This window comes from Streptomyces sp. SID10853 (genome assembly GCF_010548145.1).
Lineage (GTDB): Bacteria > Actinomycetota > Actinomycetes > Streptomycetales > Streptomycetaceae > Streptomyces.
The window spans coordinates 29,759-41,358 of sequence record NZ_JAAGLN010000010.1 but is presented as its reverse complement, the minus strand read 5'-3'; the positions used below and the strand labels follow the sequence as shown (position 1 = coordinate 41,358).

The 11,600-nt window shown below is 70.0% G+C and carries 11 protein-coding genes; 7 read left to right on the top strand and 4 right to left on the bottom strand.

Translation table 11 applies throughout. The annotated features are described in order from the left end of the window. The first annotated feature begins 11 nt into the window (after positions 1 to 11). From G3I19_RS04330 to G3I19_RS04320, 3 genes are all read left to right on the top strand, one after another. A complete protein-coding gene (locus tag G3I19_RS04330) occupies positions 12 to 878 on the top strand; it encodes an ABC transporter permease (RefSeq protein WP_239073955.1) in 867 nt (288 codons plus the stop codon). 47 nt (positions 879 to 925) lie between these two features. Continuing rightward, the gene (locus tag G3I19_RS04325; protein WP_164259631.1) at positions 926 to 2,188 is read left to right on the top strand and encodes a lactonase family protein; all 1,263 of its coding nucleotides are present in this window, start codon (positions 926 to 928) and stop codon (positions 2,186 to 2,188) included. A gap of 373 nt (positions 2,189 to 2,561) precedes the next feature. Then, positions 2,562 to 4,442 (top strand): PD40 domain-containing protein, encoded by a 1,881-nt coding sequence (locus G3I19_RS04320; RefSeq protein WP_164259629.1) that lies wholly within the window; start codon positions 2,562 to 2,564, stop codon positions 4,440 to 4,442. A gap of 343 nt (positions 4,443 to 4,785) precedes the next feature. Here G3I19_RS04320 and G3I19_RS04315 read toward each other — a convergent pair whose 3' ends face one another. Both G3I19_RS04315 and rpmG read right to left on the bottom strand, forming a co-directional pair. Then, positions 4,786 to 5,943, bottom strand: coding sequence for a GTP-binding protein (locus G3I19_RS04315; RefSeq protein ID WP_164259627.1), 1,158 nt, complete (start codon positions 5,941 to 5,943; stop codon positions 4,786 to 4,788). 118 nt (positions 5,944 to 6,061) lie between these two features. Next, a complete protein-coding gene (gene rpmG / locus G3I19_RS04310) occupies positions 6,062 to 6,226 on the bottom strand; it encodes a 50S ribosomal protein L33 (RefSeq protein WP_164259624.1) in 165 nt (54 codons plus the stop codon). Positions 6,227 to 6,294: 68 nt separating this feature from the next. On the opposite strand from rpmG, the gene rpmB reads away from it, so the two are divergent. The 4 genes from rpmB (at position 6,295) to G3I19_RS04290 (ending at position 10,300) form a co-directional block, all read left to right on the top strand. Beyond that, positions 6,295 to 6,531 (top strand): 50S ribosomal protein L28, encoded by a 237-nt coding sequence (gene rpmB, locus G3I19_RS04305; RefSeq protein WP_164259622.1) that lies wholly within the window; start codon positions 6,295 to 6,297, stop codon positions 6,529 to 6,531. Then, positions 6,531 to 6,836, top strand: a complete 306-nt coding sequence (gene rpsN, locus G3I19_RS04300) for a 30S ribosomal protein S14 (protein ID WP_164259620.1) — start codon at positions 6,531 to 6,533, stop codon at positions 6,834 to 6,836. The genes rpmB and rpsN overlap by 1 nt, the downstream gene beginning before the upstream one ends. 395 nt (positions 6,837 to 7,231) lie before the next feature. Continuing rightward, on the top strand, positions 7,232 to 8,686 hold the full coding sequence (locus tag G3I19_RS04295; protein WP_164259618.1) for a sulfatase-like hydrolase/transferase: 1,455 nt from the start codon (positions 7,232 to 7,234) through the stop codon (positions 8,684 to 8,686). A gap of 159 nt (positions 8,687 to 8,845) precedes the next feature. Continuing rightward, on the top strand, positions 8,846 to 10,300 hold the full coding sequence (locus G3I19_RS04290) for a glyceraldehyde-3-phosphate dehydrogenase (RefSeq protein WP_164259616.1): 1,455 nt from the start codon (positions 8,846 to 8,848) through the stop codon (positions 10,298 to 10,300). A gap of 91 nt (positions 10,301 to 10,391) precedes the next feature. Here G3I19_RS04290 and G3I19_RS04285 read toward each other — a convergent pair whose 3' ends face one another. Further along, positions 10,392 to 11,030 carry a YceI family protein gene (locus tag G3I19_RS04285; protein ID WP_164259614.1) on the bottom strand — a complete coding sequence of 213 codons (639 nt, stop codon included), beginning with the start codon at positions 11,028 to 11,030 and terminating at the stop codon, positions 10,392 to 10,394. 106 nt (positions 11,031 to 11,136) lie between these two features. Next, a complete protein-coding gene (locus G3I19_RS04280) occupies positions 11,137 to 11,493 on the bottom strand; it encodes a DoxX family protein (protein WP_164259612.1) in 357 nt (118 codons plus the stop codon). Positions 11,494 to 11,600: the final 107 nt, after the last annotated feature.

Genomic DNA, 11,600 nt, shown 5'->3' with positions numbered 1-11,600 from the left:
GGGAGCAGACCATGGCGATCCTCACCGACAAAGCAGTGACCAAGCCCGAGCCCGGCACATCCGGGCGGCCCGCGAAGAAGAAGTACGCGGGCTGGCAGAGCACGACCAGTGTCATCGCCCTGCGCGTCCTGGTGATCGTGGCCGCCCTCGTCCTGTGGCAGGTGATGAGCGGTCCCGTTGTGCCCGAGTACGCGGTCAGCAAGCCCACCGACGTCTACGACGCGCTCGTCAAGATGTTCAGTTCGGCCTCCGGGTGGACCGACATCAAGGTCACCGCCACCGAGGTGCTGGCGGGCTTCGGTCTCGGCGTCGTCGCGGGGACGGTGATGGGCCTGGTGCTGGGCTCCTTCCCGCTCCTGGGACGGGTGCTCGAACCGCTCGTCGCGGCCGTCAACGGCATTCCGAAGATCGCGCTCGCCCCGCTGTTCCTGCTGTTCTTCGGTATCGGCCCCTGGTCGAAGATCACCATCGCGATGACCGGTGTCGCCTTCGTGGTCTTCTACAACATCTATCTCGGGCTGCGGCTGCGTGAACGCGAACTCGTCGAGGTCGTCCAGGTGATGGGCGGGCACAGGCACCACGTCCTAGGCTACGTGACGATACCGACGCTCGCCGCCCCCTTCTTCGCCGCGCTCAAGACGGGCGGCCCGCTGGCCATCCTCGGTGTGATCGGCGGTGAGTTCATCGCCTCGTCCGAAGGCGTGGGGCACGAGCTGTTCACCGCGGCCCAGAACCTCGACGCGGCAGCCGAGTTCGCCGGTCTCATCGTCCTCGTCGTGCTGACGCTCGCCCTCAACGGTGTGCTGAGCGCGCTGGACTCGTACGCCCTGAAACGGCTCGGCCTCGCGGCCCGCCGCCGCCCACAGCCCAAGGGCTGAGCCGCGCCGGCCGCAGGCCCCGACAACCGGAAAGGACAGTCCCACCGATGAACGAACTCCCGCGCACCTCACCGCCCGTCAGCCGGGGAGCGGGGTCGCCGCTGTCCCGGCGGCCCTCCCGCAGGGCGGTGCTCGCCGCGGCCACGGCGTCGGCCGCGACCGCCCTGCCACTGCTCTCCGCCACATCCGCCGCCGCATCCGCCGCGGCCGTGGACCGGCACGGTGACTTGCTCTACATCGGCACCTGGGGCCAGAACCAGGTGCATGCCGTCCGGTTCGACCCCGTCCGCGGCACCATGGACCCTCTAGGGGCCGTGGCGGAGGTCAGCTCGAACTGGGTCGCGGCGCACCCGGACCGCCCTGTCCTGTACGTCGCCGGCGGCGAACAGGGCGGGCTCGTCCGTACCTTCCGTGTCGACGACGCGTCGGGGGCCCTCAGCCTGACCGGCGAGATCGCGACGGAGGCGGTCCCCGGCGGCAGCGGCGGCCTGTCGTACATCGGGCTGAACGCGGACGCGGACACACTGCTGGTCGCCGACTTCGCGACCGGCTGCGCGGCGACCGTACCGGCCGGACCCGACGGCGGGCTCGGTGCCGTGGCCTCCAGCGTCCAGGACACCGGGTCAGGGCCGAATCCGCGTCAGGCCGGGCCGCATACGCACCATGTGGTCATCGACCCGAGCCGCAGGTTCGCCCTGGTCGCGGACTTCGGCGCCGACCGGGTGTTCGTCCGCGACTACGACCGGGCCTCGCACCGGCTGTCCGCCCGGACGCCCGCGGGCCGCGGCTCCTGGGCGACGGCTCCGGGGTCCGGCCCGCGGCGCCTGGTGTTCCACCCGGGAGGGCGGACGGTCTATCTGCTGAACGAACTCACCGCCGACATCCAGATCCTGGGATGGGACTCCAGGACCGGCGTCCTGACGCCCCGCCGGCTCCTGACGACCAACGCGCCGGGCCACACCGGCGCCACGAGCGGCGCCGAACTGGCGATCAGCCGGGACGGCCGTCACGTCTACACCTCCAACCGCGGTGACAACACCCTGGTCGTCTTCTCGGCCGACCCCGGCACCGGCCTGCTCACCGAGACACAGCGGCTGCCCTGCGGCGGCGTCACACCGTGGAGCTTCTCCCTGCACCCCGGCGGGCGCTGGCTGTTCGTGGCGAACGAGGCCAGCGGCACGGTCAACCTCTTCCGTGTGGACCCGGGGTCCGGGCGCCTCACGGACACCGGTACCTCCGTGGCCGTCCCCAACCCCGACTGCGTCGCGGTCCGTGTATCGAGGGGCTCGGCGGGCCCCAGCCGCTTCTGACCATGTGACTCCGCCGTACCGAACGAGCCTGTTTCACAGCGGGAGTTGAGGAGCTGAGGCCCTCAACTCCCGTTTGATTGTCGGACAACAAAATACGGACCCGTGGCTGTGCGTCGATGTGTGCACCGTGTTTGTGCGGGATCCCTTGTGGGGGGATTCCCCTGGTGTTACGGTCACGCCGAACTTGTTCGACAATCCATGCGACGGATGCATGTGATCCGCGAACCGAGGCGCCTCCTGGGAACCGGGCTGAGCCGCAGCCGGCAGAGCCTCCCCTCACCCACAACTGCCCTTCACCCGGTGCGCGGTGGTTCTCCCGGGCGGTCGTACGTCCGTCGCCGACGAAAGGACCCGAACAGCGATGTCACCTGACATGAAGCGTCGAGCGTTCCTCACCGCAGGGGCGGCCGTCGCCGGCGCAGCGCTGCTGCCCAGGCCGTTCGCCGTGGCGGCGGCCGCCGCCGGCAAGAAGGGGGTGATGCTGATGAACCGCATCGGTCCGTCCTCGTCCACCCTGTACCTCGCCGACGCCGACGGCTCCAACGAGCGTGTGCTGCTGCAGAACGCGGGGTTCGACTACCACGCGGCCTTCTCCGCCGACGGCGCCTCGGTGTTCTTCACGTCGGAGCGGGCGGGCGACGGCAACTCCTGCCTGTACCGGGCCAGTACGGACGGCTCGGGCGTCCAGTCCCTGGTCACCGGCCCGGCGATGAACGACTGGGCCGTGCCGTCCCCCGACGGCACGAAGGCGGCCTTCGTCTCCACGAGCGGGGACCACAGGACACAGATCTGGCTGCTCGACCTCACCACGAAGAAGCTGACGGACCTGACCGGCACCGCGGCACTCGCCGGTGACCCCGCGAGCCCGGACGGACACTTCCGGCCCTCCTGGTCACCCGACGGCCAGTGGATCGCCTTCTCCAGCGACCGCAACACGGCCTGGCGCGGGCACGGCAACGGCACCGGCTGGGAGCACACGCAGGAGCTGAGCATCTACCTGGTACGCCCGGACGGCACCGGCTTCCGCCAGGTCGCGACCCGGGACGGGTACTGCCTCGGCTCGCCGAAGTGGTCGCCGGACGGCTCCCGGATCGTCTTCTACGAGATCACCGTCGAAGGAACCTGGGGTGCGCACCGCCCGGAGGACATCGGGACCGTGGAATCCCAGATCGTCTCGGTCGATGTGGCCACGGGCGCCCGTGTCGAGCACACCTCGGGCCCCAACCTGAAGGTGGCGCCCCAGTACGTGACCGCGACGGAGATCGGTTACCTCGTCAAGGGCGGCGCCGACGAAGGGCTGGCCTATGTCTCCGGTACGCTTCCGGCCGTCAAGCGGACGCTGCGCTCTCCGGTCTGGTCGCCGGACGGGACATCGGTGATCTACGAGAAGCTCGACTACACGACGCGCGCTCTCGACGCGCCGCTCCACAGCTGGGACGAGGACTGGGACTACCGCTTCTGCGACGTCTTCCCTGTGCTGTCCAAGGACGGGCGCCTCGCGATCACGGACAAGCAGGTCGGCACGTCCTCGATCGTCACCATGCGCCCGGACGGTTCGGACCAGAAGGTCGTCTTCGACAGCTCCACATCGGGCCTGGACCCGGTGATGGTCGCGCAGGGGCTGGCCGGTGCCTTCCGGCCCGCCTGGTCGCACGACGGCAAGTGGATCGCGTTCGGTGTGGGCGGCTGGTTCCAGACCCGCGCGACGAGTGGTGCCGTGCTCGTGCGGGTGCCCAGCGACGGCTCCTCGCACGAGGTGCTCACGGACGGCACGGTCAACTCCGGCTTCCCCAGCTATTCGCAGGACGGCAAGCGGATCGTCTACCGCGTGTGGGGCCAGGAAATGGGCCTGCGCATCCTCGACCTGGACACCGGCGCGACGACGGTCCTCACCACCGAGTCCGACAACCTCCCCGACTGGTCCTGGGACGGCAAGCTCATCCTCTTCACCCGGAAGACGAGCCCGACCAACTTCGACGTATGCACCATCAAGCCCGACGGCAGCGGCCTGAAGATCCTCACCAGCAGTGGTGCCAACGACGCCCACGCCGTCTGGAACTACGACGGCCGCATTCTCTACAGCAGCGGTATGTACGGCTTCCAGGAAGAGGCCGCGCTGTACGACGACACGTTCCAGCCGTACGGCCAGATCTTCAGCATGAACGCGGACGGTTCCGACAAGAAGATGCTGACCGACAGCCAGTGGGAGGACTCCATGCCGCTCTTCCTGACCCAGGACGTCCTGTCCAAGTGACCTGACCGGCACCCGCAGGGGCGGCCGAAGCCGGTGACAGGGGATTCGGCCGCCCTTCGCGTGTCCGCCGAGGCCAGGGGGGAGGACCGGGCCGGCGGCGGATCAACCTGATCGTGCTCAGCTCTTCAGCACGTTCTGCTCTTTCAGCTCTTCAGTCGGGCCTCCTGTCCGTGGCGGTCAGTGCTTTGAACAGCCCGGCCCTGACCGTGGTGAGGAGCCGGGACGACATCTTGCGTTTGGGTACGGCCATGGGAATTCCTTGAACGTGGTGTCGTGTCCGGATGGGGCGGCAGGGGAGCAGCCGTGCAGGGCAGCACCGCCACCCGCGGGCGCTGGCGTCCGCTCAGTGGGCGGGGTCGAGAAGGCTGTCGAAGGCCGCCGGAAAGTCCTTCCAGGCTTCGGCTCCGCCCTCCATCTCGTGGTCGGTGAGCAGGCACGATGTGAGGACGGCGGTCAGCCGGTCCCGGTCGAGGCCGGGTGAGGTGAAGACCAGGTGCTGGCAGCGGTCCCCGTGTTCGGGGTGCCAGTCGAGTGCGGCGGCCGCCCGGCGGACCGCCGGTACGAGGTCCCATGCCGCGTCCGGCAGCGAGGCCAGCCAGGGCCCTGTTCCCTCCACGCACAGGGCGCCGCCCGCCGCGTCCCAGGACAGGAGCGTGTCGGGCCGGTCGGCCAGCCAGAAGCGGCCCCGGCTGCGCGTCGCCGCGCAGCAGAGGTCCTCCAGGGCGTCGTACAGGCGCTCCGGGTGGAACGGGCGTCTGCTGTGCCAGACCAGCGTGGCGACTCCAGCCTCGTCCGCGTCCTGGGGGAGCAGGGCGCAGGCCGGGTGCTGCGCCGCGGCGGCGGCGCCCACGTCGAAGCCGGCGAACGCCAGGCGGGCGAGCTGCGGAGAGTCGAGCGCGACGCGGCGCGCCGTCGGGTGCAACTGCCGCAGCAGGGCGAGGTCGGCCGGGTCCGCGTCGTCGTGGTCGACCAGGACGTGCACGGCCGGGTATTCGAGCTGGCGGGCGAAGGTGTCGCCGACGGTCCTGCGGTCCGTCCCGGCGGCCGCCAGGCCGGCCTCCGCGAGGTCGTCCCCGTTGCCGAGGCAGGCGAGCAGCAGGGACGGGTCCACGGCCGCCATCACATTGGTCACCCGCAGGAAGCCCTCTCCGTGGGCGGCCACCAGCTCCGCCATGGCGCGTGGTTCGACGGAGTCCCAGAGTTCGACCACCGCGAGGCGGGTCGTACCGTCCTCGGCCAGCCGTTGCAGCTCAGGGACCAGGTCCTCCCGCAGGGCGCAGCACGCACAGTCGTTGATCAGCGGCGTCTCGCCGTGTGACCAGGTGTCCGCGGTGTCGCGGAGGCTGCGCAGCACGGTTCCGGAGGGGGCCGTCGACAGATCGTGATGGAGAGCGACGCTGCCGGGTACGTCGAACAGCAGCCGGTTCACGGTCCGTCCGCGTGCCTCGGCGTGCAGCCCGGCGACGATGACGACCGGCAGCTCGGCGGGGTGCGGAGCCATCACCGGGCTCCGTGGCGGTGGCGGGAATGCGGGTCGGATTTCACAGCGGTTCGGTCCTTGTCGGGGTGGGGTCGGGGTCGGCGTACGGCTCGGGGGGTGCCGTACAGGGCCGGGAGGCTCACCGTTCTTCGCGGAACTCGACGTGCCTGCGCACGACCGGGTCGTACTTCCGCAGGGTCAGGCGGTCGGGGTCATTGCGCCGGTTCTTCCGGGTCACGTAGGTGCAGCCGGTGCCTGCTGTCGAGCGGAGTCTGACGATCGGGCGGATCTCGTTGCGTGCCATACGGGTAGCATACGACAACGATTTTCATTTCCGATAGGGGTTCGCCCCGGGGAAGGACAGCCCTCCGTATGTCTGCGCACTGCCAACTGACCGGCGCCCGTCCGGGCTTCGGCAACAACATCTCCCATTCGCACCGCCGCACCCCGCGCCGGTTCGACCCGAACATCCAGCGCAAGCGGTACTGGCTCCCGAGCGAGGGCCGTCACGTCCGGCTCGTCCTCAGCGCCAGGGCGATCAGGACCGTCGACACCATCGGCATCGAGGCCGCCGTGGCACGTATCAGGGCGCGAGGGGGGCGTGTCTGATGGCCCGCAAGAGCAAGATCGCGAAGAACGAACAGCGCAGGGAGACCGTCCGGCGCTACGCCGCCCGCCGGGCCGAACTCAAGGAGACCGTCCGCAGGCCGGACACCGGTGACGCCGAACGGGCCGCCGCTCTGGCCGAGTTGCGCCGCCAGCCGAGGGACGCCAGTGCGACCCGGGTCCGCAACCGCGACAGTGTGGACGGCCGCCCGCGCGGGCACCTGCGCAAGTTCGGTCTCTCCCGGGTGCGGATGCGGGAACAGGCGCATGCCGGTTTCCTGCCCGGAGTGACCAAGTCCTCCTGGTGAGGCCACGACAAAGCCCCGAGGTCCCGAGGTCCCGAGGTCCCGAGGTCCCGAGGTCCCGAGGTCCCGAGGCCCTGAGGTGCTGATGCCGTGAAGCCGGCCGCCGGGGTCCGGTGAGGTTCCCGGCGGGCGGGTCCGTGGCCGTACGGGCCCGCCCGCCGGGGCTCAGCGCCGTGCCCGTCCTCCGGGGGACGCCGTCGTGCGAGCCGGGCCTCCCCGAGTGTCCCTGGGTGATCTTGCAACTGGCCCCGATGAACGGCATCGTGCGTGGTTCGGTCGCGTTACCACCAGCACACCGCCGGGGCGTCCCGGACGGCCGAGGGTACGGCCGACGAAGCGCCCGAAGGGGCGCCCGAAGGCACCGGGCGGCGTGCACCCCGCGCACTCTGGAGGCCACCATGGCAAGCCGTGATCCGCTGCATCCGAATGTTCTCGTCATCCTCAGTGACGACCAGGCCCATTGGGCGCTGGGCTGTGCGGGCAACGAGGAGATCATCACCCCCCGGCTGGACGCGCTCGCCGCCGGAGGCACCCGCCTGGAGAACTTCTTCTGTACCTCCCCGGTCTGCTCGCCCGCCAGGGCCAGCCTGTTCACCGGGCAGATCCCGTCCCGCCACGGCGTGCACGACTGGCTCTCCGGCGGTCATGTGGGAGAAGGCGGTACCGACTTCCTGGCCGGGCAGCGCCTGTTCACCGACGACTTCGCCGCGGCCGGGTACCGCCTGGCGCTGTCGGGCAAGTGGCATCTCGGCGCGAACGACCGGCCCCGGCAGGGCTTCACCCACTGGTACTCCCACGAAAGCGGCGGCAGCCCGTACCACGACGCCCCCATGTACCGCGACGGCGTACGGGCGCCGGCCGACGGATACCTCACCGACCTGCTCGCCGACGACGCCCTGGGCTGGATACGGACCGAGGCCGGCAGCGACTCACCCTTCTATCTCTCCCTGCACTTCACCGCCCCGCACAAGCCCTGGAAGGGCCAGCACCCGCCGAACATCGAGAGTCTGTACGCGGACTGCGCCTTCGACAGCTGTCCGCAGGAGGCGCCGCACCCCTGGCAGCCGCTGGTCGACGGGGTGCCCGTCGGGGGCGAACCCGATGTACGCGCGGCCCTCGTCGGCTATTTCGCCTCGGTCACCGCCATGGACACCGGCATCGGCCGGGTGCTCGACACCCTGGCCGAAGAGGGGCTGACCGACAGCACCCTCGTCGTCTTCTCCAGCGACAACGGGTTCAACTGCGGCCACCACGGCATCTGGGGCAAGGGCAACGGCACCTTCCCGCAGAACATGTACGACAGCTCGGTCAAGGTCCCCGCGATCATCTCGCAGCCGGGCCGGATCACCGCGGGCCAGGTGCGCCAGGAGCTGCTGTCGGCCTACGACTTCGCGGCCACGCTCATGGAGTGCGCGGGCCTGGACCCCGAGCCGTACGAACAGGGGCCGGGCAGCTCCTTCGCGGGGCTGCTTCTCGGCGACGAGCCGGAAGGGCGGCCCGCACCGTCCCGGCCCGTGGTGGTCTACGACGAGTACGGGCCGGTCCGCATGATCCGGACCACCGACTGGAAGTACGTCCACCGCTATCCGTACGGCCCGCACGAGCTGTACCACCTGGCCGTGGACCCGGGCGAGCGCGTCAACCTGGCCGGTGATCCGGCCCACTCCGGGCGGACCGGGGCTCTGCGGCAGCGGCTGGACACCTGGTTCCTTGAGCACGGGGAGCCCGGACGGGACGGGAGCCGGCTGCCGGTCACCGGGGCGGGGCAGTCGGCGCCGCTGGACGGTGACCCGACGGGAGCGTTCGACGCCCCGGACTGGCCGCTGCGCTACCCGCCGCTCGGCCCGTCCTGACCAGGGCGCCTTCACCGGCCCGTCCTGACCAGGAGACCTTGACCGGCCCGTCCGGCCGGCCCTTCCGTGCTCCGCCGTGCGGGCCGGGCCGGACCCCGTCGTCACCGTAGAACCGACCCCGTTACCATATGAGCACTGCCTAGCTCGAAAGATGCACCTGTGACTGTCAATGACGACTCGTTCACCCATTGGAAGACCCGCGAGGAGATCGCGGAGTCGATGATCCCCGTCATCGGGAAGCTGCACAGGGAGCGGGACGTCACGGTCCTCCTCCACAGCCGCTCCCTGGTGAACAAGTCGGTGGTCAGCATCCTCAAGACCCACCGGTTCGCCCGGCAGATAGCCGGCGTGGAACTGTCGGTCACCGAGACACTGCCGTTCCTGCGGGCTCTCACCACGCTCGATCTCGGGCCTTCCCAGATCGACATCGGGCTGCTCGCCGAGGCGTACAAGACCGACGACCGCGGCCTGTCGGCCGAGGAGTTCACCGCCGAGGCCGTCGCCGGCGCCACGGGCGACAACAAGATCGAGCGCCGGGAGCCCAGGGACGTCGTCCTCTACGGCTTCGGCCGCATCGGCCGCCTCGTGGCCCGCCTGCTGATCGAGAAGGCCGGCTCGGGGAACGGGCTGCGGCTGCGCGCCATCGTCGTCCGCAAGGGCTCGGCCGATGACGCCAAGGACATCGTCAAGCGCGCCTCGCTGCTGCGCCGTGACTCCATCCACGGCCAGTTCCAGGGCACGATCACCGTTGACGAGGCGAACAACACGATCATCGCCAACGGCAACGAGATCAAGGTGATCTACTCCGACGCCCCGACTTCGGTGGACTACACGGATTACGGCATCAAGAACGCCATCCTCATCGACAACACGGGCAAGTGGCGCGACCGCGAGGGGCTCTCGCAGCACCTGCGGCCCGGCATCGCCAAGGTCGTCCTGACCGCGCCCGGCAAGGGCGACGTCCCCAATGTCGTGCACGGTGTGAACCACGACATGATCAAGCCGGACGAGCAGATCCTGTCCTGCGCCTCCTGCACCACCAACGCGATCGTCCCGCCGCTGAAGGCCATGGCGGACGAGTACGGCGTCCTGCGTGGCCACGTGGAGACCATCCACTCCTTCACCAACGACCAGAACCTGCTGGACAACTACCACGTGGGTGACCGCCGCGGCCGCTCGGCGCCGCTCAACATGGTCATCACCGAGACCGGCGCCGCCTCCGCCGTCGCCAAGGCGCTGCCGGACCTCCAGGCCACGATCACCGGCAGCTCGATCCGTGTCCCGGTGCCGGACGTCTCCATCGCGATCCTCAGCCTGCGGCTCGGACGTGAGGCCGCCCGCGATGAGGTCCTCGACTACCTCCGCAATGTGTCGCTGTCCTCGCCGCTCAAGCGCCAGATCGACTTCACGAGCGCCCCGGACGCCGTCTCCAGCGACTTCATCGGCTCGCGCCACGCGTCGATCGTCGACGCCGGAGCCACCAAGGTCGACGGCGACAACGCGATCCTCTACCTGTGGTACGACAACGAGTTCGGCTACTCCTGCCAGGTCATCCGCGTCGTCCAGTACGTCTCCGGGGTGGAGTACCCGACCTACCCGGCGCCCGCGGTCTGACCCGGCCCGGTGGGCGACCCGGTCGCCGCGGCCGTGGCCGGGGGCCCACCTGTACCGGTGGCCGCCTACAGGGCCCGGCCGCGGCTCGCCCTCATCCGGCGGGGGTGGTGCGGATGGCGGCGATGTCGAACTGGAGGCGGACCTTCTCGCTCACCATGGCTCCGCCCTCGGCCAGCCTGGCGTTGTAGGTCAGCCCCCAGTCGGAACGGTTGATGGTGGTGGTGCCGTCGAAGCCGACCCGTTCGTAACCGAACGGGTCGGTGACGTGACCGATGTAGGTGAACTCCAGGACGACGGGGCGGGTGGTGTCCTTGATGGTGAGGTCACCGATCATGCGGAAGACGTCGTCGTCCGCCATCTGCACGGCGGTGCTGCGGAAGGTCATCCGCGGGTACTCCGCGGCGTTCAGGAAGTCCCGCCCCACCAGGTGGGCGTCGCGCTGCTCCACACCCGTGTCGACACCGGCGGTGGACAGGACGATCTCGGCCCGGGAGCGGGCCGGGTTGCGGCCGTCGAAGTAGAGGCGGCTCTCGTACTCGGTGAAGGCGCCGCGCACCGTCGTCACCATGGCGTGCCGCACGGAGAAGCCGATCCTGCTGTGTGCGGGGTCGATGATCCACTCTCCGGTGAGACCCGCCATGGCGGGATCCGGCAGGGCCGGGCCGGTGGGAGCAGCCGGAGCGGCGTACGCCGCGCGTCGGGCTGAGGGGCTGCGGTTGAAAAGGTTCATGGCGCAGGTAGCTAATCCGGAACGGCTGACGCCCGCAAGGCATGGTCAGGAAACCCGCCACCCCCCGGAGTGGATCTTCACAGTTTGGAGGTCACGGCCCCGCGGACTACCAGTGGCCGTGGTAGATCCGGCCCAGGGCCAGGACGGCCACCGCGGTGACGAGGAACACGATCCCGCCCACGATGTTGCGGGAGCCCACCCGCAGATGGGCGATGATCGCGCCGATGAAGTACAGCACCAGACCGGCCGCGGCGAGGGTTCCCAGCAGCGGGACCGCGAGCCCGGCCAGCAGCCCGGCGGTGCCCGCTGCCAGCAGCAGGCCGAGGACCGGCACCCACGTCCGTGGCACCCCCTTCATGTCGGCCTGGGCCTTGGGGTATTCGTGGCCGATCAGATAGGTGACGGCGGCGGCGCCGTTGAAGACCGCGCCCAGGACGGTGACCGTGAGGTAGGCGGCGAACATGGTGTCTCCCTTGCGTACGGAATGGCGTTGCCGGGCGCTCCCTCGGGGGATGCCGTTGTGGGTGCCATCACCTGGAAGACCGACCGGCGGGCCCGATGTGTGACATC

Excerpts from the sequence above, each read along its gene's own strand:
- rpsN (WP_164259620.1), top strand. The coding sequence starts at position 6,531 with ATGGCCCGCAAGAGCAAGATCGCGAAGAACGAACAGCGCAGGGAGACC.
- G3I19_RS04320 (WP_164259629.1), top strand. The coding sequence starts at position 2,562 with ATGAAGCGTCGAGCGTTCCTCACCGCAGGGGCGGCCGTCGCCGGCGCA.
- G3I19_RS04315 (WP_164259627.1), bottom strand. The coding sequence starts at position 5,943 with ATGGCTCCGCACCCCGCCGAGCTGCCGGTCGTCATCGTCGCCGGGCTG.
- rpmG (WP_164259624.1), bottom strand. The coding sequence starts at position 6,226 with ATGGCACGCAACGAGATCCGCCCGATCGTCAGACTCCGCTCGACAGCA.
- G3I19_RS04285 (WP_164259614.1), bottom strand. The coding sequence starts at position 11,030 with ATGAACCTTTTCAACCGCAGCCCCTCAGCCCGACGCGCGGCGTACGCC.
- G3I19_RS04280 (WP_164259612.1), bottom strand. The coding sequence starts at position 11,493 with ATGTTCGCCGCCTACCTCACGGTCACCGTCCTGGGCGCGGTCTTCAAC.
- G3I19_RS04295 (WP_164259618.1), top strand. The coding sequence starts at position 7,232 with ATGGCAAGCCGTGATCCGCTGCATCCGAATGTTCTCGTCATCCTCAGT.
- G3I19_RS04325 (WP_164259631.1), top strand. The coding sequence starts at position 926 with ATGAACGAACTCCCGCGCACCTCACCGCCCGTCAGCCGGGGAGCGGGG.
- rpmB (WP_164259622.1), top strand. The coding sequence starts at position 6,295 with ATGTCTGCGCACTGCCAACTGACCGGCGCCCGTCCGGGCTTCGGCAAC.
- G3I19_RS04330 (WP_239073955.1), top strand. The coding sequence starts at position 12 with ATGGCGATCCTCACCGACAAAGCAGTGACCAAGCCCGAGCCCGGCACA.